Here is a 23,482-nt window from a genome sequence, read left to right on the forward strand (position 1 = left end):
TTTTTATTCGTAGGCGGTAAATAACACAATAACTGACTCATCAAGTATGTCATCACTAAAAGCAGGGCCTCCTGTTGTTCCTATGGTATAAGTTACATTAAGATTAAAACCTGTAGCCGTAAAGCTAGCAAGAGATGCTGAGATAACACCTAGATTATTACCGTTATTGTTAGTATATCTTAAGCCTATACATTGCGTGTTATTTGCATATCTAGATATGTTATTAATAGAGCTACCACTTCCGCCAGAAAATATAACCGCCTGTGCAATAGGACTGCCTGCTCGAGCAAATCCATTCATTGCGCCAAAGGTGTTTTCAAGCAATCCAGTATTATTTGCTCCTAGCGCATTATCATCATTAATGTTAAACGACCCTATATTAGGATGCGCCTTAAAAGTAACTTGTGATGGCTCAAAAGGGATGCCAGATATACTCTGGCTATATGTTCCAGTGGTGGTTAATGTGCTGTTGTCTATAATAAAAAATCCGGTGTATGTTCCTGATGGTCCTACGGGTCCCTGTGGTCCTTCTACTCCTTGAGCGCCTGTGGGTCCAGCTGGTCCTTGAGGTCCTACAGGGCCTTGTGCTCCAGTAGGTCCAGCTGGTCCAGTTGCGCCATCTGCTCCGGTTGCACCAGTAGGTCCCTGCGGTCCAGCATCTCCTTGCGGGCCAGTGGCACCTGTTGCGCCATCTGCACCGGCTGGCCCTTGTGGTCCTTGCGGTCCTGTAGCGCCAGTCGCACCGTCAGCTCCTTTTGGACCTATTGGTCCTTGTGGCCCAGTTGCACCTGTTGCTCCGTCTGCACCTGCGGGGCCTTGCGGTCCAATCGCTCCAGTTGCTCCGTCTGCACCTGCGGGTCCCTGTGGTCCAATTGCACCCGTTGCTCCATCTGCGCCTGCGGGTCCTTGTGGACCAATTGCACCTGTTGCTCCATCTGCACCTGCTGGTCCTTGCGGTCCAGTTGCGCCTGTTGCCCCATCTGCACCTGCTGGTCCCTGCGGTCCAGTTGCGCCTGTTGCTCCGTCTGCACCTGCTGGTCCTTGTGGTCCAGTTGCCCCATCTGCACCTGCTGGTCCCTGCGGTCCAGTTGCGCCTGTAGCTCCATCTGCACCTGCTGGTCCTTGCGGTCCAGTTGCACCTGTTGCTCCATCTGCACCTGCCGGTCCTTGTGGACCTACAATTCCTACAGTGACAGCGGTGTTATTTTCATTTGTGTACGTGGCCGTACCGTTACCATTATCTACAAAAGTAGTTACTGTTTCAGATACATCGACATCGGTTAGTATTGCTAAAAAGCCTGATGTGGTATATTCAAATATTCTATTTACATCTGTATTGTATACTAGCATACCTATTTCTAGATCTGCCGGGTCATAGGCGTCTATTTCTGATTGTGATGCTTTTTGCACATTTATTAAATATGCAGGGTCTGTGGTTTGCGCTTTCGCGAAAGCGTAAAAACTTAAGAGAATTATAAAAATTGCTTTTTTCATAGTAGGGGGGAGTCCTTAAAATCCTGGGATGGTTAATACGGTAAACATAAATTCTGAATTGAAGAATGCGCGATCAGAACCACCATTATCATTATCTCCAATATTAACTGTAAATCCAGTTGCAGATTGTCCTGAGTATGATATACCTGGATCATCATTTCCTGCGCCTGCTCTTCCTGGCTGGCTTAACTGAATGATGTAATTTGCATTTGGTAGTGCAGTGGTAAATGTTACTTGGTACGTACCTGTACCTGTATTTACTACGGTAGCATTAAAAAGTGCTCCTCCACCAGCAGCACCCACTTTTCCTACTGAATAAACCGTAGGAGCGACTGACATAAATGCTCCACCATCTGTTCCGACAGAGAGTGCATTATCTGCATCTGCACTTACAACCTGAGCGGTAAAAGGATTACCGGCTTCATCAGTATAAGTAATTTCTCCTGTTGCTGTAGCATCTGTAGTAGTAGGGGTGTCGTCTTGTACAAAAGTTGTTACTGTCTCTGCTGCGGCATCTGCCCATTCTGTGCCGGTTGCAGTAGCTGTTAGTACTTGCCCTGCTGTTCCAGGTAAATCATTTTCGTCTAGTACAGGTCCGTCTAGATCTAATGTCTGATTGATTATAACAACGGTGTTTCCGGTTGTTGCTTCATCGATTTTCATTGCTTCAAATCCTCCTACTGTAAAGCCTATTTCATCTGCTGCTGGACTGTACATTCCTGTATTTGTGTCATCTGTAAATCTATACGCAGGTTCGCTAGCATTACCATCAGAATTTAAAAAACCTGCAGAACGAATAGCTCCCGTTACTTGTAGCTTGTTATCTGGTGTATTAGTACCAACTCCCAATCTATTATTTGCAGCATCCCAAAATAACTGGTCATTATCTTCAGTAGGAGTTTCGTCTGCTCCTGCAAAGAAAATAGAACCTTCAGTTCCTGTATGTTCTAGTGAGCTTAAATCTACTGGGTTTGGAGTGCCAGTTTCATCTATAAACTCTAACTCGTTAGTAGTATCGTCAAAGGTTAGTGAAGTAACTGTCTCTTCAATAGCAAAAGGAGTTGCACCTTCATTGTTATATGTTCCAATAAGATTTGTATTTGTAGCAGTGTTTAAGTCAGTAACGTCTGTGATTGTTTCGTCAATTTCGACTTCTGTTCCATCTGCGTTTGTTACTGTTGCGATAAGGTTACCAGCAATGACATCTGTGATAGCAACACCGTTAGTATCAATAATTACATCAGACCCATCATTGTTTGTGAATGTGTACGTTCCGTCTGCGTTATCTGTGATGTCAGCTTTAGCCACAGTGATTGTTGCACCTGCTTCATTTGTGAATGTAACGTTTCCGTCAGTTTCATCTGAGATTGTAGTAACTGTTTCTGCAATTGTAAAAGCTGTTGCGTCTTCAGCGTTATAGGTAGCAATGGTGTTTGTAACTGCCGCTGCATTTAAGTCAGTAACGTCTGTGATTGTTTCATCAATTTCAACTGCTGTTCCATCTGCATTTGTTACTGTTGCGATAAGGTTACCAGCAATGACATCTGTGATAGCAACACCATTAGTATCAATAATTACATCAGACCCATCATTGTTTGTGAATGTGTACGTTCCGTCTGCGTTATCTGTGATGTCAGCTTTAGCCACAGTGATTGTTGCACCTGCTTCATTTGTGAATGTAACGTTTCCGTCAGTTTCATCTGAGATTGTAGTAACTGTTTCTGCAATTGTAAAAGCTGTTGCGTCTTCAGCGTTATAGGTAGCAATGGTGTTTGTGACTGCCGCTGCATTTAAGTCAGTAACGTCTGTGATTGTTTCATCAATTTCAACTGCTGTTCCATCTGCGTTTGTTACTGTTGCGATAAGGTTACCAGCAATGACATCTGTGATAGCAACACCGTTAGTGTCAATAATTACATCAGACCCATCATTGTTTGTGAATGTGTACGTTCCGTCTGCGTTATCTGTGATGTCAGCTTTAGCCACAGTGATTGTTGCACCTGCTTCATTTGTGAATGTAACGTTTCCGTCAGTTTCATCAGAGATTGTAGTAACTGTTTCTGCAATTGTAAAAGCTGTTGCGTCTTCAGCGTTATAAGTAGCAATGGTGTTTGTAACTGCCGCTGCATTTAAGTCAGTAACATCTGTTATTGTTTCGTCAATTTCGACTTCTGTTCCATCTGCATTTGTTACTGTTGCGATAAGGTTACCAGCAATAACGTCTGTGATAGCAACACCGTTAGTATCAATAATTACATCAGACCCATCATTGTTTGTGAATGTGTACGTTCCGTCTGCGTTATCTGTGATGTCAGCTTTAGCTACAGTGATTGTTGCACCTGCTTCATTTGTGAATGTAACGTTTCCGTCAGTTTCATCTGAGATTGTAGTAACTGTTTCTGCAATTGTAAAAGCTGTTGCGTCTTCAGCGTTATAGGTAGCAATGGTGTTTGTAACTGCCGCTGCGTTTAAGTCAGTAACATCTGTTATTGTTTCATCAATTTCAACTGCTGTTCCATCTGCGTTTGTTACTGTTGCGATAAGGTTACCAGCAATGACATCTGTGATAGCAACACCGTTAGTATCAATAATTACATCAGACCCATCATTGTTTGTGAACGTGTACGTTCCGTCTGCGTTATCTGTGATGTCAGCTTTAGCTACAGTGATTGTTGCACCTGCTTCATTTGTGAATGTAACGTTTCCGTCAGTTTCATCTGAGATTGTAGTAACTGTTTCTGCAATTGTAAAAGCTGTTGCGTCTTCAGCGTTATAAGTAGCAATGGTGTTTGTAACTGCCGCTGCATTTAAGTCAGTAACATCTGTTATTGTTTCGTCAATTTCGACTTCTGTTCCATCTGCATTTGTTACTGTTGCGATAAGGTTACCAGCAATGACATCTGTGATAGCAACACCGTTAGTATCAATAATTACATCAGACCCATCATTGTTTGTGAACGTGTACGTTCCGTCTGCGTTATCTGTGATGTCAGCTTTAGCTACAGTGATTGTTGCACCTGCTTCATTTGTGAATGTAACGTTTCCGTCAGTTTCATCAGATATTGTAGTAACTGTTTCTGCAATTGTAAAAGCTGTTGCGTCTTCAGCGTTATAGGTAGCAATGGTGTTTGTAACTGCCGCTGCATTTAAGTCAGTAACGTCTGTGATTGTTTCATCAATTTCGACTTCTGTTCCATCTGCGTTTGTTACTGTTGCGATAAGGTTACCAGCAATGACATCTGTGATAGCAACACCATTAGTATCAATAATTACATCAGACCCATCATTGTTTGTGAATGTGTACGTTCCGTCTGCGTTATCTGTGATGTCAGCTTTAGCCACAGTGATTGTTGCACCTGCTTCATTTGTGAATGTAACGTTTCCGTCAGTTTCATCTGAGATTGTAGTAACTGTTTCTGCAATTGTAAAAGCTGTTGCGTCTTCAGCGTTATAGGTAGCAATGGTGTTTGTAACTGCCGCTGCATTTAAGTCAGTAACGTCTGTGATTGTTTCATCAATTTCAACTGCTGTTCCATCTGCATTTGTTACTGTTGCGATAAGGTTACCAGCAATGACATCTGTGATAGCAACACCATTAGTATCAATAATTACATCAGACCCATCATTGTTTGTGAATGTGTACGTTCCGTCTGCGTTATCTGTGATGTCAGCTTTAGCCACAGTGATTGTTGCACCTGCTTCATTTGTGAATGTAACGTTTCCGTCAGTTTCATCTGAGATTGTAGTAACTGTTTCTGCAATTGTAAAAGCTGTTGCGTCTTCAGCGTTATAGGTAGCAATGGTGTTTGTGACTGCCGCTGCATTTAAGTCAGTAACGTCTGTGATTGTTTCATCAATTTCAACTGCTGTTCCATCTGCGTTTGTTACTGTTGCGATAAGGTTACCAGCAATGACATCTGTGATAGCAACACCGTTAGTGTCAATAATTACATCAGACCCATCATTGTTTGTGAATGTGTACGTTCCGTCTGCGTTATCTGTGATGTCAGCTTTAGCCACAGTGATTGTTGCACCTGCTTCATTTGTGAATGTAACGTTTCCGTCAGTTTCATCAGATATTGTAGTAACTGTTTCTGCAATTGTAAAAGCTGTTGCGTCTTCAGCGTTATAAGTAGCAATGGTGTTTGTAACTGCCGCTGCATTTAAGTCAGTAACATCTGTTATTGTTTCGTCAATTTCGACTTCTGTTCCATCTGCATTTGTTACTGTTGCGATAAGGTTACCAGCAATAACGTCTGTGATAGCAACACCGTTAGTATCAATAATTACATCAGACCCATCATTGTTTGTGAATGTGTACGTTCCGTCTGCGTTATCTGTGATGTCAGCTTTAGCTACAGTGATTGTTGCACCTGCTTCATTTGTGAATGTAACGTTTCCGTCAGTTTCATCAGATATTGTAGTAACTGTTTCTGCAATTGTAAAAGCTGTTGCGTCTTCTGCGTTATAGGTAGCAATGGTGTTTGTAACTGCCGCTGCGTTTAAGTCAGTAACATCTGTGATTGTTTCGTCAATTTCGACTGCTGTTCCATCTGCGTTTGTTACTGTTGCGATAAGGTTACCAGCAATAACATCCGTTATGGCTACACCGTTAGTATCAATAATTACATCAGACCCATCATTGTTTGTGAACGTGTATGTTCCGTCTGCGTTATCTGTGATGTCAGCTTTAGCTACAGTGATTGTTGCACCTGCTTCATTTGTGAATGTAACGTTTCCGTCAGTTTCATCAGATATTGTAGTAACTGTTTCTGCAATTGTAAAAGCTGTTGCGTCTTCTGCGTTATAGGTAGCAATGGTGTTTGTAACTGCCGCTGCGTTTAAGTCAGTAACATCTGTGATTGTTTCGTCAATTTCGACTTCTGTTCCATCTGCGTTTGTTACTGTTGCGATAAGGTTACCAGCAATAACGTCTGTTATGGCTACACCGTTAGTATCAATAATTACATCAGACCCATCATTGTTTGTGAACGTGTACGTTCCGTCTGCGTTATCTGTAATGTCAGCTTTAGCCACAGTGATTGTTGCACCTGCTTCATTTGTGAAAGTAACGTTTCCGTCAGTTTCATCTGAGATTGTAGTAACTGTTTCTGCAATTGTAAAAGCTGTTGCGTCTTCAGCGTTATAGGTAGCAATGGTGTTTGTAACTGCCGCTGCGTTTAAGTCAGTAACATCTGTTATTGTTTCGTCAATTTCGACTTCTGTTCCATCTGCGTTTGTTACTGTTGCGATAAGGTTACCAGCAATAACGTCTGTGATAGCAACACCGTTAGTATCAATAATTACATCAGACCCATCATTGTTTGTGAATGTGTACGTTCCGTCTGCGTTATCTGTAATGTCAGCTTTAGCTACAGTGATTGTTGCACCTGCTTCATTTGTGAATGTAACGTTTCCGTCAGTTTCATCTGAGATTGTAGTAACCGTTTCTGCAATTGTAAAAGCTGTTGCGTCTTCAGCGTTATAGGTAGCAATGGTGTTTGTAACTGCCGCTGCATTTAAGTCAGTAACGTCTGTGATTGTTTCATCAATTTCAACTGCTGTTCCATCTGCATTTGTTACTGTTGCGATAAGGTTACCAGCAATGACATCTGTGATAGCAACACCATTAGTATCAATAATTACATCAGACCCATCATTGTTTGTGAATGTGTACGTTCCGTCTGCGTTATCTGTAATGTCAGCTTTAGCTACAGTGATTGTTGCACCTGCTTCATTTGTGAATGTAACGTTTCCGTCAGTTTCATCTGAGATTGTAGTAACCGTTTCTGCAATTGTAAAAGCTGTTGCGTCTTCAGCGTTATAGGTAGCAATGGTGTTTGTAACTGCCGCTGCATTTAAGTCAGTAACGTCTGTGATTGTTTCATCAATTTCAACTGCTGTTCCATCTGCATTTGTTACTGTTGCGATAAGGTTACCAGCAATGACATCTGTGATAGCAACACCATTAGTATCAATAATTACATCAGACCCATCATTGTTTGTGAATGTGTACGTTCCGTCTGCGTTATCTGTAATGTCAGCTTTAGCTACAGTGATTGTTGCACCTGCTTCATTTGTGAATGTAACGTTTCCGTCAGTTTCATCTGAGATTGTAGTAACTGTTTCTGCAATTGTAAAAGCTGTTGCGTCTTCTGCGTTATAGGTAGCAATGGTGTTTGTAACTGCCGCTGCATTTAAGTCAGTAACGTCTGTGATTGTTTCATCAATTTCAACTGCTGTTCCATCTGCGTTTGTTACTGTTGCGATAAGGTTACCAGCAATGACATCTGTGATAGCAACACCGTTAGTATCAATAATTACATCAGACCCATCATTGTTTGTGAATGTGTACGTTCCGTCTGCGTTATCTGTGATGTCAGCTTTAGCTACAGTGATTGTTGCACCTGCTTCATTTGTGAATGTAACGTTTCCGTCAGTTTCATCTGAGATTGTAGTAACTGTTTCTGCAATTGTAAAAGCTGTTGCGTCTTCTGCGTTATAGGTAGCAATGGTGTTTGTAACTGCCGCTGCATTTAAGTCAGTAACGTCTGTGATTGTTTCATCAATTTCAACTGCTGTTCCATCTGCGTTTGTTACTGTTGCGATAAGGTTACCAGCAATGACATCTGTGATAGCAACACCGTTAGTATCAATAATTACATCAGACCCATCATTGTTTGTGAATGTGTACGTTCCGTCTGCGTTATCTGTGATGTCAGCTTTAGCTACAGTGATTGTTGCACCTGCTTCATTTGTGAATGTAACGTTTCCGTCAGTTTCATCTGAGATTGTAGTAACTGTTTCTGCAATTGTAAAAGCTGTTGCGTCTTCAGCGTTATAGGTAGCAATGGTGTTTGTAACTGCCGCTGCATTTAAGTCAGTAACGTCTGTGATTGTTTCATCAATTTCAACTGCTGTTCCATCTGCGTTTGTTACTGTTGCGATAAGGTTACCAGCAATGACATCTGTGATAGCAACACCGTTAGTATCAATAATTACATCAGACCCATCATTGTTTGTGAATGTGTACGTTCCGTCTGCGTTATCTGTGATGTCAGCTTTAGCCACAGTGATTGTTGCACCTGCTTCATTTGTGAATGTAACGTTTCCGTCAGTTTCATCTGAGATTGTAGTAACTGTTTCTGCAATTGTAAAAGCTGTTGCGTCTTCAGCGTTATAGGTAGCAATGGTGTTTGTAACTGCCGCTGCATTTAAGTCAGTAACGTCTGTTACTGTTTCATCAATAACTTGATCGTTTCCTTCCTCATCTGTATAGGTTGCAATTGTTTTCACGGAAGTGGCAGTGTTATCATCAGAAATTGAAGTTATAGTTTCTTCAATGTTAGAAACAGTGCCATCGGCTTCTGTTATGGTAGCTATTACTTGTCCGTCATTGACATCAGCAATTACAATACCGTTTGTGTTAATGGTAACGTCTGATCCATCATTGTTTGTGAACGTGTATGTTCCGTCAGTATTATCTGTGATATCTGACTTAGCTACTGTTTGTGGATCTCCATTTTCATCAGTATATGTGATTAAACCGTCCATTGCGTCTGCAAAGGTTGTTACAGTTTCATTAATATCTGTTGCATTTCCTGCCGCGTCAGTAACCGTTGCAATTGTATTACCTGCCACAGTATTTGTAATATTAAAGCCGTTAGTGTCAATTACTGTGGTTATTCCAGTTTCATCGGTATAACCATAAGTTCCATTGCCATTATCAACTAGCGTTGATACAGAAGTATCTGCAATGGTCGTTGTAGTTCCGCTTGCGTCTGTGAAATCATACGTTCCGTTACCGTTATCTACGAGCGCTACTGCTCCTGCTGCTGCGTTGATTTCATCAATAGCTTCTTGCACGTTTGTTGCTGCTAATCCAGATGTTGAATTGTCATAAGGATTTGCTGAAGCGTTTGTGTTGATTACTTGCGTTGCTCCTGTTTCATCTGTGTAGGTGTATGTTCCGTCTGCGTTGTCTACTAGTGTTGAGATCGACGTATCTGCGATAGTTGTTGTCGTTCCGCTTGCGTCTGTGAAGTCATATGTTCCATCGCCGTTATCTACTAGCGCTACTGTTCCAGCTGCTGCGTTGATTTCGTCAATAGCGTCTTGCACATTTGTTGCTACGAGTCCTGACGTTGTGTTGTCATAAGGATTTGCAGAGGCGTTTGTGTCGATTATTTGAGTCGCTCCAATTTCATCAGTGTAAGTGTAAGTTCCATTTCCGTTGTCAACTAATGTTGAAATAGAAGTGTCTGTAATTGTTGTAGTAGTCCCGCTAGCATCTGTAAAGTCGTAAGTTCCGTCACCGTTATCTACTAGCGCTACCGTTCCTGCTGCTGCGTTGATTTCATCAATAGCGTCTTGTACGTTTGTAGCTGTTAGTCCTGACGTTGTATTGTCATATGGATTTGCAGAAGCGTTTGTGTCAATTACTTGCGTAGCTCCTGTTTCATCTGTGTAGGTGTATGTTCCGTCTGCGTTGTCAACGAGTGTAGAGATAGACGTATCTGCGATAGTCGTTGTCGTTCCGCTTGCGTCTGTGAAGTCATATGTTCCATCTCCGTTGTCAACAAGAGCTACTGTTCCTGCTGCTGCGTTTATTTCATCAATTGCATCTTGCACGTTTGTCGCTACGAGTCCTGAAGTTGAGTTGTCATAAGGATTTGCAGAAGCGTTTGTGTCGATTACTTGCGTTGCTCCTGTTTCATCTGTGTAGGTGTATGTTCCGTCTGCGTTGTCAACGAGTGTCGAGATAGAAGTATCTGCGATAGTCGTTGTAGTTCCGCTTGCGTCTGTGAAATCATATGTTCCATCTCCATTATCTACGAGCGCTACTGTTCCTGCTGCTGCGTTGATTTCGTCAATAGCGTCTTGCACATTAGTAGCTGCTAGTCCAGACGTTGTATTATCATAAGGATTTGCAGAAGCGTTTGTGTCGATTACTTGAGTCGCTCCTGTTTCATCTGTGTAGGTGTATGTTCCGTCTGCATTGTCAACTAGTGTTGATACAGATGTATCAGCAATCGTAGTTTCATTACCAAATACGTCAGTGAAAGTATATGTTCCATCTCCATTGTCTACTAAAGTTACGTTTACAGCACTTAAAGCTCCTGTAATTTCATCAATAGCGTCCTGCACATTTGTTGCTGCTAGTCCAGAAGTTGTGTTGTCATAAGGATTTGCAGAGGCGTTTGTGTCGATTATTTGAGTCGCTCCAATTTCATCAGTGTAAGTGTAAGTTCCATTTCCGTTGTCAACTAATGTCGAAATAGAAGTGTCTGTAATTGTTGTAGTAGTCCCGCTAGCATCTGTAAAGTCGTAAGTTCCATCTCCGTTATCAACGAGTGCAACGGTTCCTATTGCGGCATTGATTTCTTCTATTGCTTCTTGTACGGTATCTGAGGAAAGTCCGGTGCCATTATTTTCAAAAATGTTCCCAGATGCAGTCGTATCAATTATTTGCGTTGCCCCAGTTTCATCTGTATACGTGTATGTTCCGTCTCCATTATCAACTAAAGTAGAAATCGAAGTATCTGCAATAGTAGTTGTGGTTCCGCTTGGGTCTGTAAAATTATAAGTTCCATCACCGTTGTCTACAATTGCAACATTACCTATTGCTGTATTAACTTCATCTATAGCATCTTGTACGTTTGTCCCTACAAGTCCTGAATTTGAGTTGTCATATGGGTTAGAAGAAGCTTGAGTATTGATAATTTGAGAGTTTCCATTGGCATCTGTATACGTGTATGTGCCGTCGTTATTATCAACAATCATTGAAGCTATCTGGCATAAGCTCTGCCAGTTTGATCCTGTGTATTGGAAAAAGCAATTTTCATCAGTATTGAATACTAGAGCTCCAGAAAGTGGAGTGATAGCATTCATTTGACTTGTACTTATTCTTGTGGCAACTAATACCTTGCTGGTGCTCTCAAGTTCAAGAAGAGAAGAGCCATCAATTGTATTTGGATTGTCACCTATCTTTACCTGACCGAAGGCAGATAAGGATACTAATAAAAAGCTTGAAAGGATTAGTAATTTTTTCATTTGAGGTGTAATTAAATAGGGTAATTATATTTTAAGTTGGGATAAGCTATTTTGAACCTTTTTTAGTTAAAAATACCCATGTTAAGTCGGTCTAACTAGTTCTAAAATAAACTTTTTTTTATGCTTGATTGGTAAGGTAGGTTATGTATACTGGTAATCAGATTGTTTTGGATGAATGGTTCAATTGTATCGATGAAATGCATATTAGTGGTAAATGTTGATGTGAAAATTTTTTTTGCATTTTTCTTGCAGGTATTCAAAAAAAAAGTATTTTTGCCTCGCTTTAATATCAAACAGATTTGATGTTAATACCTTTTGAAGCTTAGCTTCAATAAACGCGGGAGTAGCTCAGTTGGTAGAGCGTCAGCCTTCCAAGCTGAATGTCGCCAGTTCGAACCTGGTCTCCCGCTCCAATAGAAAAGTCTCTACGTTAATGTAGAGACTTTTTTTATGGATTTAAATCACCACGCTATGTATATACGAGATTTAAACGTTTTAGGATCTGTGGGTTAAAAGAAGATGTTTTCGCGAAAGCGTAATTCTTAGAAAGTGAGAAGTGTATTTGTATCTATCTCGTAGGGAGTTTTGTTTTGTTCAAATATTCTAGCCGAAAGAGTTCCCTCTAAAATACTTTTTTTTCCTTCTACTCTTATCCAGCTTCCTTCTCTTAAACCTATCACGGGTACTGTATTATAAGCGTGATATTCTTTGATTCTAGTTTCTCTAGTCTCTCCCATGTGGGTAGAGTTTGTGTCTGGATCTAAATAATGCGGATTGATATTAAAAGGAACCATTCCTAGTGTCTTAAAGCTAGGAGGGTAGATTATGGGCATGTCATTTGTAGTTTGCATCGTAAGACCACAAATATTACTCCCCGCACTAGTTCCTAAGTATGGAATGCCATCAAGTAACACCTCTCTAAGTGGTTGCATGACCGCATTTTTATATAGCTGGTTTACTAATACAAATGTATTTCCGCCACCTGTAAAAATTCCTTGGGCAACCTTTATTGCTTCTGCAGCGTCTTTATAAGTATGGATACCTATGACCTTTTTATTGATTTTTGAGAATGCCTTCTGAGCAATTGCCGTATAATCGTCATGAGTTATGCCTCCTGGACGTGCGTATGGGATAAATAATATCTCATCTACACCAGTATATAGTTTTTCAAGTGTAGGAAGTAAATATTCTAGATAGCCACTGCCATGAACAGTGGAGGTGCTTGCTATGATTAGGTTTTTAGACATTGTAAGGCTTTGGGTAAAAATACAAACTAGTGATCATGTGATTGCCAATTAACAAAATTTTAGAGTAGTATTGATAGTTTTTTGGGATAGTTACGTTTTTCTTTGAAATGACTAACTGATTGTAAATGAGATTCTTTTTTCTTTTAATATTCATGTGTGGAACCACTTTAAATGGTCAAGAATCTCGTGAAATTACGGGTAGATTACTAAATATGAATGATGATGTAGGGCAAGTGACAGTCGCCAATATCACAACAAAAAAAGGAACCATCACTAGTTCTAAGGGCACATTCAATATTGAGGTGCGCAAAGGAGATACACTAATAATTAAAGCACTGCAGTTTAAAACAGAACAACTTACGGTAACTGAGAAGATATATGATAGTGGGTTTATTGAAGTATTTTTGACTCCTGATGTGAGCGAACTACAAACGGTTCAATTATCAAATAATGGGCTATCAGGTAATATTAAGAAAGATGCAAAGGAAGTAAAACTTGTAGTTAGACCTAAGGCGCTTGGTGTTAAGAGAAAGCCCATTGCCGTGGAATATCGCAGATTGCATACAGCAACATCAAAACCGCCAGATCAGGTAGGTAGGCAAAATTTTAGGTTAGATGTTTCATTAGATGGAATTCTCAATAAGCTTTCTGGAAAGACTAAACGTCTTAAAAGAGCGGTTGAGATTATGGAATATCAAAAAAGGGTTGATCAACTGAGAAACTATTATGCAGATGCTGTTTTTACTAGTTCGCTACAAATACCAGAAGAATACATTGATGATTTTACTTTTTGGGTGCTTAAAGATGACGAGCAGTTAAAAGATGTTGATTTAAAAAATAAGCTCAGTACGCTGGAGTATTTACTGTCTAAGCAAAAAGAATATAAGATTTTGCTCATAGGACAAGGTGCGCAACTTAAAGGGAATTAATGAAAAGACTATTACTACTTATAATATCTACTGTTGCCTTTTCGGGATTAGGTCAAGAAACAATAATCCTTACCGGTACCGTTCTTAACGATACGATAGGCGTCAGTCAACTCAATATTGTCAATCTTACGCTTAAAAGAGGTGCTACCACAAATGCAAATGGAGTTTTTGAAATTCCGGTAAGAGTACATGACACGCTCAATATTAGTGCTGTACAATATGAGAGTAGACAGATTGTTGTGACTCCAGTAATATATGGTAGAGGCAAGATATCTTTTTACTTAGAACCCAAGGTGAATGAACTAGACGAGGTTGTTGTGAGTAATATAACCTTAAGTGGCGATTTAGCTAAAGATTTAAGTGCTGTTCCTTTGCAAGTTTTTATAGATCCTAGAGACTTAGGTATTCCAGCAAATGCTAGACCTACAATGACTGCCGAAGAACGCAGGTTTTATGGTGCAACAGGAGGTGCAGGTCCACTAGGGTCGCTTATAAATGCGATAAGTGGTCGCACAAAAATGCTCAAAAATCAGCTGAAGATTTCAAAATTCAGAGCCTTAGTGGAAGGCAGTAGAGATAACTTTAATGACAGTATGTACATCAAGTCACTTAATATTCCTGATGAGCTTATTTTAGATTTTGTTTATTATGTTTTTGAGGATGAGCGAGCAGAGGCAATAGCAAACGAAGGTAATACTTTGGGGTTGCTAGACTTTATGCTCACAAAATCTCCCGTATATTTGAAACTAAAAGCCGCCGAAGGCACCTTACCTACAAATGATAAGAATAATGAATAAATATCTACTACTAGCACTGTTATTTGTGAGTGCGCTCACGGCGATGAGTCAGGAGGCCATTATGCTAGAGGGGCAAGTTCTTAATGACACTATCGATAAGGCAAATCTTACGATTGTAAACCTTTCCTTAAAACGTGGAACTATAACTTCTAGTAATGGGCAATTTGCTATAGAAGCTCGCCTTAATGATACTATTAATATAAGCGCTGTGCAATACGAGCCCAGACAATTTGTTGTGAATGAGACCATGTATAATCGAGGTAAGATCACCTTATATCTTATCCCTAAAATCACAGAGTTAGATCAAGTAAACATTAGTAATATAGACCTCACAGGAGATATTACTAAAGATATAGGAAGCACAACTTATGAGCCTAAAATCACACCTACAGATCTAGGTATTCCGGAGAATACTGCGCCACCGCGCACTGTTGAAGAACGTCGCTATCATACAGCTATATCTAGTGGTGGAGGTATACCTATAGATGGACTCATAAACTCCATTACCGGTAGATTAAAGATGCTCAAAAAGCATATTGAAGTTTCTAGATTTGAAAAATTGGTTCAAGAAAGCAGGTATACGTTTTCAGATAGTATTTATATGAATGAGCTCAATATTGAGAAAGAATATATAGAAGATTTCGTTTATTATACTTTTGAAGATCCTAAAGCAAAGGAGCTGGTTGATACAAATAATGCATTAGGTTTGCTGGATTTTATGATTGAAAAATCTGCGGCATATAGATCTTTGATGAATAAAAATTAAGCTGTGGCATATTTGTTGAAAACGAATAAGTATGCTTTCGCGAAAGCGTAACACATCCATTAATCTCACTATGAAAAAAATCATTCTACTTCTAGTTGTTGCACCTTTAATTATGGCAGCATCAATCCATAAGTACTATCTAAGCGTTACAGACCTTAATTATAATGAGGAGGCACAATCTATCCAGATAATCACTCGATTGTTTTATGACGATCTAGAAGCGGTAATTCAAGAGCGCTATGATACTGATCTCACTGTAGATGAGGCATCAGATCAAGAAGAGCTTGATAAGTATCTCGTAAAATACTTTCAAAAAAAGATGCTTATTACTGTAGACGGTGAGCAACGCGAGATGAATTTTGTGGGTAAAAAGTATGAAGATGATTACGTGGTTTGCTATCTAGAAGTACTTGATGTCACGTCAATAAATACATTTGAAATTGAGAGCACATTACTGATGGATATATTTCCAGATCAGAAAAATATGGTTCATACCACCATAGCTGGAAAAAAGAAAAGCTTTCTACTCACGGCGGCAAATGCTAAAGGCTTGTTAAAATTTACCAAATAAAGACTTAACCCCTTTATTGTTTGGCTATTTTTAAGCGATAAAACAAATTCAACAAACTTATGATTCGTTACACGTATATGCTGCTCGCGGCATTTTTACTTCTAGGGACAAGCGCTTTTGCTCAAGAAGAACAAACACAAGAGCGTCCTATGGGACACGAAAACACAAACAGGTTTAGACAGCTTTACAATGAGATGTCTACTCCTAATGAGTATAGAACTGCTTCTGGTGCTCCTGGTCACGCGTACTACCAGAACACTGCAGACTATAAAATGTCTATTAACCTTAATGATGATACACAGATTATCAATGGTTCTGAGACTATTACTTACACAAATAACTCACCAGACGATCTTGAGTACTTATGGGTACAACTTGATCAAAACGTGAGAGAAAAAGACTCTCCAGCAAAGGAAAAAAATGGTGGAGGAGTAGGAGCTGTATCTCAGCCAGGTTCTTTTGTAGGTTCTTTTATGAAAAGTGAGCCTTTTGACGGAGGTTTTAAAATTCAAGAGGTAAAGGCAAACGGTCGTGACTTAAAGCACACTATTAACTGGACCATGATGCGTATTGATATGCCACAACCACTTAAGGCTGGAGATACTTACACATTTTCTATAAAATGGAGTTACCTTGTTCCTGAGCACACAGTAGATCGTGCTCGTTCTGGATATGAAACATATGCAGACGGTAATAAAGGATACATTATTGCTCAGTTCTTCCCAAGAATGGCAGTATATAATGATGTAGAAGGATGGCAGAACTACCAGTTCTGGGGTAATGGAGAATTTGCATTACCATTTGGTGATTACGAAGTAGACATTACAGTTCCTAAAGATCACTTACTCGATGGTACAGGTGAGATCACAAACTTAAAAGAAGTTTACAGCAAAGAAGAAATGAAGCGCTGGGAGCAGGCAAAGAAGTCTTATGACAAGCCTGTGATTATCCGTACACAAGCAGAGGCAGAGAAGCTTGCTGCAGGAAATGTAAAAGCAACTCAAACTTGGAAGCTTAAAGCTCAAAATGTTCGTGATTTTGCATTTACGTCATCTCGTCGCTATATCATGGATGCTCAAGCAGTAAAATTTCCAGAGCGTGATGTAATGGCAATTTCTATCTACCCTCCAGAAGGAAACCCATTATGGGAAGAGTACTCTACTAAGGCGATTGTACAAACACTTGATACATATTCAAAATATACATTTAACTACCCTTACCCTAAAGCGATCTCAGTACACGCAAAAGGACAAGGAATGGAGTACCCTATGATTTGCTGGAACTATGGACGTCCTAATGAGGATGGAACTTATAGTGACAGAACAAAATTCGGGATGATCTCTGTAATCATACACGAGGTAGGTCACAACTACTTCCCTATGATTGTAAACAGTGATGAGCGTCAGTGGGGATGGATGGATGAAGGTCTAGATACCTTTATGCAGTTTCTTACAGAGCAAGAATTTGGACAGAACTTCCCAGAAGCAATTAAAGGAAATGACACATACCCATCTAGACGAGGGGCGCCATCAAAAATTGTAGGATACATGAAGGGAAATCAAGAATATATTGCACCTATCATGTCTAACCCAGAAAATGCTTTTAACCTTGGAGCAAACGCATATGGTAAGCCAGCAACGGCTTTAAATATACTTCGTGAGACAGTAATGGGACATGAGCTTTTTGACCATGCATTTAAAACGTATGCTCAGAGATGGATGTTTAAACACCCAAGTCCAGAAGATTTCTTCCGTACTATGGAAGATGCATCTGCAGTAGATCTTGACTGGTTCTGGAGAGGATGGTTCTATAGCACAGAAGCTGTAGATATTGGTCTCAAAGAAGTAAAGCAATACTACGTTACAGATAATGTGACCGCGGCTGGTAAAGAATTACTTGCTCGTTACGGTGTTACAGATCCTAGCGCTATTGAAGCTATCTATGTAGTAGATGAAGATAGCCCAGAGTTTACAGAAGATATGAGAGGTAGAGATATTTTAGAATCTTCGGCTACACTTAAGGAATATCTTATGGACAACTTTACTCCAGAAGAGCGTGCAAAAATCAACACACCTAAGTTTTTATACAAAGTTGTTTTTGAAAAGCCAGGAGGAATCCCAATGCCTATCATCGTAGAGTATGAGTATGCAGACGGAACTAAGAAAAAAGTTACGTATCCAGCTCAAGTATGGAGAAAGAATGATGCAGAAGTAAGTAAGGCAATCGCATCAGATAAGGAAATCGTAAAGATTACCGTAGATCCAGATCTTGAAACAGCAGATATTGATACTGATAACAACAGCTGGCCAAAAGCAAAAAAGCTAGGTGAGTTTGATAAGTTCAAAAATCAAAATAAAGGATAATACTAGTTTCGCTTTCGCGAAAAAGTGAAAAACTGCTTCTCCGTCGAGAAGCAGTTTTTTTTTTGCTTTTATTTAATTAGCTTGTGATTACTTAAGCAATATCTATTCAAAACCTAGCACATCACTTGCCGAAATCAATTGCACGAGAGCGTCAATCTTATCTTGTATTTTTTTAAAAAACAAATGTTGTTCCCGCTCTCCTGCAGTATTTAAAAACTTACTCTGCTGTAATTGCTCTTTGATATATAAATGAGCTTGTTCGCAGGTTTTTGTGTCAGAGGTTTCAAAGTAGCTTAAAAAAGTAAAGGGAACATAAAAAGCCTTCTTGTAAGGTGTGTCTATTAATACAGTGTTGTTCATAAGTAACAATTCGTTATGATAGATTTTTAGATCACTGTCTTTTTTACTTACTTCTGTAGATATACTTTGTAGTAATTCTGATAGGTGGTTACATAATGATGTGGCCGTTTCTATACTGAGCATGCCTGCTTGGTAATAGAATAGTATTTGTTTAAGCGTACTATTAAAAGTAGTTGTATCCCAGATTTCAGTCTTCGGAATACCTTTATATAAATCACCAAGTTTCTTGGCTGCTTCAATCACAGATAATGGGATTTTATAAGCCTCAAAGGAAATCCGTTTTTCTGAAGACGATAGCAAACGAAGCCAGACATATATTTTAAAACGCGTGAGTAGATTTCCCGCAAGGGTATGAAAAATAGGAATATCCTTAGCCGAATAATAAAGAGTAACGTCTTTTGAGGAGGTTAAGGAAGCTACAGAAATTGAAGAACTATTAAAATAGTGTTCTAGATCTGCTGGCGTTTTAATTTGTTGCGTTTTTCTCATAGCAACAATATTGTTTAGCCCATCTTCTTTAAGAACATCTAGCGAGCAATTAAAATAAGACGCTAGCTGCACGCTTTCCTCTAGAGATAGCTTGCTTTTACCGCTAGTTCTCCTATGAGCAGCATCATAACTGATGTCAAGCGCAGTGGCTATAGCATCATTTATTGAACTGCCCGAAGGCAGTAAGGCGTTAACATGTTTGATAAGCTTGGCTTGCATGATTTGTGATTTTCACAAAAATATAAGTATAAATACTTAAAACACACCATGTGTGGTGTGAAAAGTACAATAGATTTACAGTAGTAATTAAAAAATACTACTATGAAAATATTTGCAAAGGGAACCGTTATTGTTTTATTATTCATGATGACAAGTTGTGCATCATACAGCCCTAGAATGATTAACAAGGCAAAGAATAAGATAGATGCAGCATCGATAACTTTGTTAAGTGGTACTTATGATATGCACGTCTTACAACGATACGATCGCAAGGGCGATGTTCAAGAGCCTTATGAGGTCGGTTATTACAAAGCCTTTAGGCATCTTGAGGTAGATGATAAGGAATATGATAGTTTGTCTAATTATACAATTACCTTAAAGCTAGTAAATGATAAAAACTTAAAGGCAGTTCTTTTAAAAGATGGTAATCCAGTAGATACTACAGTGATTGCAGGTAGGTTAAAAGGAAATGGATTATTTCATTTTAAAGGTGAAAACCTTGACTGTACTGGCATTCCATATATACTGGGTGGATGTACAGCTAGTAAAACACGAATAGGACTTACTAAAGAAGGTAATCTTCTTGTAAATTATGCATATTCCTCAGAAGGTGCGTTGTTGCTCATTTTTGGGGCAGGAGTCTCATATAATACGGTTCATAGTTTTTCTAGAATCAGATAATGTGGTGTTATGAGAATTGTAAAAATCATACATACAACACTGGTAGTTTTTTTGTTTGTAGTGGGTAGGAGTATTTCGCAAGCTTCTTTACCAGAAGAGGGTAGTCTGGGAGCTCACATAAGCCTCTCAGTAGGTGCATATGTTCCTATATCAAATCTTAAGAAAGCAATTAACACAAGCTCTTATTTAAGTATTACAGGAGGCATTAAGCTTAATGATAAATGGCGATTAGACCCGTCGCTTACCCTATTTTTTCCTCAATCTAATGAGCGTGTTTTTATTATGGCGGGTGATAGTGTTGTTAGAGGACGAATAAATTCATTAAGTGGTCATCTAGGCGCTTTTATAAATCGAGTTGAAAGAATAGATAGCCGTACGTTTATAGAAGCTCGTGTGGGAACGGGTTTTAGTTTCTTGCAAACGGATACTATGAAACCGGATGTGCCAGAAGATAGTGACGATAACTTTTATGGCAGTGAGACTATGTTTTTAAGTGCAGGACTAGGAATCACAGTTTTTGCCTTTGAGCACAGCTATATAGGTCTAATGATGAATTATTACTTTACACCTTATAATTTATTTTCTCAAAATTTTAATAGCTCCTTTGGTAATCAAGCTATGAGTATTGGTGTTACGTATGGCTTCTGATTTTATTTTGAGGGCTTTTTGTTGTGATGCTAAGTGATTCTCAGATTTCTAAAAAGAAGAGTAAGCTACTATCCTCTCTTTAATTCTATAAGTATAATATTTACATCAAGAAGCGATTTAGTATATATCTGTTGTAGTTGTTCTACATATTTTTGAGCAGTTTCAATAGTTCCCGAAGGAGTAGTGTGTTTCTCTATTTGCTGTAAGATATATCCTTGTTGAGTCATTCCGAGGTTCATAAAACTAGATTTAATCTTATGAGCAAGGCCACTAGCTCTTTGATAAAAACCTCTTTCCATACATGTAATAAGACTCTTGTAATCGCTTGGGGTATCTGCTATAAATACTTCTAGTAATGATATGATGAATTCTTCATCATTGTCAAACGTTTCTCTCAACTTACTCATATTTACCACACTGCTTAAGGACTTGTCGCTTGTTGTAGATGATTCTAAATCATACAAATCTTCGTTAGAGATGAGCCAATAAAGCACTTCTTTAAGAGCATCTTCCTCAAGTGGTTTTGTAAGGTAAAAGTCAATGCCTGCTTTGATTGCTTCTTTTCTTGATTCTGGAAAAACATCGGCAGAGCAGATGACTATGGGTGTCTTTTTTAGAGCATATTTTCTTGATTCTCTAATCGCAGATATTGCTTCTATGCCGCCTAGAATAGGCATATGCATGTCCATAAGGATGAGGTTGTAATATCCCTTTGGAGCATTTTTATATATTTCTACAGCTTCTTGTCCATTTGAAGCCATAGCGACATCAATCCCTAACCTGTTAAGAAGTTGAGAAATGTAAAACTGATTCATGGTATTGTCTTCTGCAACGAGCACTTTTAGGCCTTGAAGTTGCTTGTCATTTGAGGTGCGTGTTTTTACGGTTTCCTCAGTGCTTTGCAATTTACTTTTAAGAAGTGGTATTGTAAAACAAAAACTAGAACCCACGCCAAGTGTGCTACTAGCCGTTAATGTACCATGTTGTAGATTTATAAGTTCTTTGGTGATAGCAAGGCCTAATCCAGTGCCGCCTACTTTGGAATTTTCAGTTTCTTCCACTTGATAGAAACTGTCAAATATGCTATTAATTTTATCTTCAGATATGCCAATTCCTGTATCCTTTACCTCAAAGCTTATATCGATATTTTCTTCATCTGTAGCGATTGCATTTACAATAATTTCGATCTTTCCTTCATTTGTAAACTTTATGGCATTACCTATAAGGTTAGTGAGAATCTGGTTGAGTCTAAATTGATCACCTATGACAATATCAGGAACTTTGGGATCTATCAGCGTCTGCACCTCGACACCTTTTTCGTTTGCTTTGGAAGCAAAACCATTGGCGAGCGAAATGATCACTTTTCTTATATTGAAGTCATAAGATTGAATGGATAGTTTTCCAGCTTCTATCTTAGAAAAATCAAGAATATCATTAACAATAGATAAAAGATTTTTTGCCGAAAAATCAATCCCCTCTATGTTCTTTTTAAAAAGCTCTTGATCCTCATTATCACTTTTACTAATAATATCTGCGAGACCTAATATTACATTAAGAGGTGTTCTTATCTCGTGACTCATATTTGATAAGAAGGTAGCTTTGGCTTTAGCAGCACGTTGAGCATGCTCCATTTCTTTATTAATGGTCTCTAGTGTATCTTTTTTCTTGGTGATATTTTTTAGAAAAATACTGTACGTATCAGTGTTCTCAGAGAAGTTATTTGATGTCGAAATTTCAAAATATTCACTCTTTCCATCTGCCGTGGTGATGGTAATGTCACGGCGTACGCCTAGCACTTCTTTATCGTGGGAGTAAGCGATATCCTCAATATCTCTTTGTAATTGCAGACCTACACTAGGAGGAAGTAGGTCATAAATATTTTTTGGGTTTGCCTCCAAGTCCTTTAATTGAAAAACTTTTCTAGCCTTGTAATTGCCATATAAAATCTTTCCTGAGCTGTCAAAAATTATTGCTTTATCAAGCATATTTTCTAGTGCAGAAAATAATAAGGTGCTACCTTCCTGATCTTGCGATGTTATAATTGCAGGTGCTTCCTTTCGGGTTGGCGCTGTAATTTGTGCACTCACAGTAGTAGCTTTCTTTTCTACTACTTTTTCAGGTATGTAATATGTTATTTTATCTACCGTCTCAAGGTGTTCAAAGTAATTCTGGAAGTCGTTACACCATTCTTCATAAGGATACGTAGTGCTATTCTTTATTGTTTTTGAGGTAATTTCTACATGCAGCTGTTCTATGTATTCTCTTATCTTCCTTCTGCAAGATAAATAGTGAACCATATCCTCTTTAAGTAGGCTATAGTCTATTTCCTTTTTGATGGTGAACTCAGGTGATAATATGCTAAAATAGTTTACAAGTGTAGTAGCTTTATCAAAACAATATAGAGCAAATGTATAAGCAAGTTTGATTTCTTGAACACGGTCTTGTACCTCAAGAACCTTAAATGGAGGCGTGCTAGCAATTTCCGGAAATGTAGATGATAACTCGTTTCTTAAGCTACTTCTAGACCCTAAAAAACCAGCATCATAAACTAATAAATAGTTTTCGATGGTGAGGTATAAATGAACTAGCTGAAATTGTGCAGTATTTTCATCTGCGCTTAGGCTTGTTTCTTTTACCTTTTTCTTTATTTCATCTAGTTTATCAGAGTTGAATCCTTGATTATAAAAATGCGCTAAAAAATCAACGTATTGATCAGAGCTTCCCTCTTCTGAAAGAGGAGCTTCCGACTTTTTTAAAAAACGATTTATGAAATTGCTCATTAATAAATAGTGTGCCTACGCTAGAAATTCTAAAGTATTACTTTTTTTATTTTTTGACAATAAATTAGCCTAGAATAAGGGTCTA

Annotated in this window: 12 protein-coding genes and 1 tRNA gene; 8 read left to right on the forward strand and 5 right to left on the reverse strand. The window is 38.9% G+C overall.

Annotation, left to right across the window (positions count from 1 at the left end):
* Positions 1–3 precede the first annotated feature (3 nt).
* Together SJY23_RS08015 and SJY23_RS08020 are read right to left on the reverse strand one after the other, a co-directional pair.
* Positions 4–1,494, reverse strand: coding sequence for a hypothetical protein (locus tag SJY23_RS08015; protein ID WP_396595945.1), 1,491 nt, complete (start codon positions 1,492–1,494; stop codon positions 4–6).
* Positions 1,495–1,509: 15 nt separating this feature from the next.
* A complete protein-coding gene (locus tag SJY23_RS08020) occupies positions 1,510–11,547 on the reverse strand; it encodes a beta strand repeat-containing protein (protein ID WP_396595946.1) in 10,038 nt (3,345 codons plus the stop codon).
* A 337-nt stretch (positions 11,548–11,884) separates the two neighbouring features.
* Here SJY23_RS08020 and SJY23_RS08025 point away from each other — a divergent pair.
* Positions 11,885–11,960: transfer RNA gene (locus SJY23_RS08025), tRNA-Gly, on the forward strand.
* A gap of 129 nt (positions 11,961–12,089) precedes the next feature.
* Here the strand turns inward: SJY23_RS08025 and pepE are convergent.
* The gene (pepE, locus tag SJY23_RS08030; protein ID WP_396595947.1) at positions 12,090–12,794 is read right to left on the reverse strand and encodes a dipeptidase PepE; all 705 of its coding nucleotides are present in this window, start codon (positions 12,792–12,794) and stop codon (positions 12,090–12,092) included.
* 125 nt (positions 12,795–12,919) lie between these two features.
* On the opposite strand from pepE, the gene SJY23_RS08035 reads away from it, so the two are divergent.
* From SJY23_RS08035 to SJY23_RS08055, 5 genes are all read left to right on the forward strand, one after another.
* Positions 12,920–13,723, forward strand: a complete 804-nt coding sequence (locus SJY23_RS08035) for a hypothetical protein (protein WP_396595948.1) — start codon at positions 12,920–12,922, stop codon at positions 13,721–13,723.
* Positions 13,723–14,520, forward strand: coding sequence for a carboxypeptidase-like regulatory domain-containing protein (locus tag SJY23_RS08040; protein ID WP_396595949.1), 798 nt, complete (start codon positions 13,723–13,725; stop codon positions 14,518–14,520). Before SJY23_RS08035 ends, SJY23_RS08040 begins: the two co-directional genes overlap by 1 nt.
* A complete protein-coding gene (locus SJY23_RS08045) occupies positions 14,513–15,286 on the forward strand; it encodes a hypothetical protein (protein WP_396595950.1) in 774 nt (257 codons plus the stop codon). The genes SJY23_RS08040 and SJY23_RS08045 overlap by 8 nt, the downstream gene beginning before the upstream one ends.
* A 70-nt stretch (positions 15,287–15,356) precedes the next feature.
* A complete protein-coding gene (locus tag SJY23_RS08050; protein WP_396595951.1) occupies positions 15,357–15,857 on the forward strand; it encodes a DUF6702 family protein in 501 nt (166 codons plus the stop codon).
* Positions 15,858–15,916: 59 nt separating this feature from the next.
* Positions 15,917–18,220: a M1 family metallopeptidase gene (locus tag SJY23_RS08055; RefSeq protein ID WP_396595952.1), complete on the forward strand. Its 2,304-nt coding sequence runs from the start codon at positions 15,917–15,919 to the stop codon at positions 18,218–18,220.
* Positions 18,221–18,322: 102 nt separating this feature from the next.
* Here SJY23_RS08055 and SJY23_RS08060 read toward each other — a convergent pair whose 3' ends face one another.
* Entirely contained in the window at positions 18,323–19,288 is a 966-nt protein-coding gene (locus SJY23_RS08060) for a hypothetical protein (RefSeq protein ID WP_396595953.1), read from the reverse strand.
* 102 nt (positions 19,289–19,390) lie between these two features.
* Between SJY23_RS08060 and SJY23_RS08065 the strand changes: the two genes are divergently transcribed.
* Together SJY23_RS08065 and SJY23_RS08070 are read left to right on the forward strand one after the other, a co-directional pair.
* The gene (locus tag SJY23_RS08065; RefSeq protein WP_396595954.1) at positions 19,391–19,969 is read left to right on the forward strand and encodes a hypothetical protein; all 579 of its coding nucleotides are present in this window, start codon (positions 19,391–19,393) and stop codon (positions 19,967–19,969) included.
* Between the two features lie 9 nt (positions 19,970–19,978).
* Entirely contained in the window at positions 19,979–20,617 is a 639-nt protein-coding gene (locus tag SJY23_RS08070; RefSeq protein WP_396595955.1) for a hypothetical protein, read from the forward strand.
* A gap of 68 nt (positions 20,618–20,685) precedes the next feature.
* On the opposite strand, the gene SJY23_RS08075 is transcribed toward SJY23_RS08070, so the two are convergent.
* A complete protein-coding gene (locus SJY23_RS08075; protein WP_396595956.1) occupies positions 20,686–23,397 on the reverse strand; it encodes an ATP-binding protein in 2,712 nt (903 codons plus the stop codon).
* Between the last annotated feature and the right edge of the window lie 85 nt (positions 23,398–23,482).

The organism is Dokdonia sp. R86516 (assembly GCF_044596715.1).
Taxonomy (GTDB): domain Bacteria; phylum Bacteroidota; class Bacteroidia; order Flavobacteriales; family Flavobacteriaceae; genus Dokdonia.

Coding starts and splice junctions, on each gene's coding strand:
- SJY23_RS08015 (WP_396595945.1), bottom strand. CDS start 1,494: ATGAAAAAAGCAATTTTTATAATTCTCTTAAGTTTTTACGCTTTCGCG.
- SJY23_RS08020 (WP_396595946.1), bottom strand. CDS start 11,547: ATGAAAAAATTACTAATCCTTTCAAGCTTTTTATTAGTATCCTTATCT.
- pepE (WP_396595947.1), bottom strand. CDS start 12,794: ATGTCTAAAAACCTAATCATAGCAAGCACCTCCACTGTTCATGGCAGT.
- SJY23_RS08035 (WP_396595948.1), top strand. CDS start 12,920: ATGAGATTCTTTTTTCTTTTAATATTCATGTGTGGAACCACTTTAAAT.
- SJY23_RS08040 (WP_396595949.1), top strand. CDS start 13,723: ATGAAAAGACTATTACTACTTATAATATCTACTGTTGCCTTTTCGGGA.
- SJY23_RS08045 (WP_396595950.1), top strand. CDS start 14,513: ATGAATAAATATCTACTACTAGCACTGTTATTTGTGAGTGCGCTCACG.
- SJY23_RS08050 (WP_396595951.1), top strand. CDS start 15,357: ATGAAAAAAATCATTCTACTTCTAGTTGTTGCACCTTTAATTATGGCA.
- SJY23_RS08055 (WP_396595952.1), top strand. CDS start 15,917: ATGATTCGTTACACGTATATGCTGCTCGCGGCATTTTTACTTCTAGGG.
- SJY23_RS08060 (WP_396595953.1), bottom strand. CDS start 19,288: ATGCAAGCCAAGCTTATCAAACATGTTAACGCCTTACTGCCTTCGGGC.
- SJY23_RS08065 (WP_396595954.1), top strand. CDS start 19,391: ATGAAAATATTTGCAAAGGGAACCGTTATTGTTTTATTATTCATGATG.
- SJY23_RS08070 (WP_396595955.1), top strand. CDS start 19,979: ATGAGAATTGTAAAAATCATACATACAACACTGGTAGTTTTTTTGTTT.
- SJY23_RS08075 (WP_396595956.1), bottom strand. CDS start 23,397: ATGAGCAATTTCATAAATCGTTTTTTAAAAAAGTCGGAAGCTCCTCTT.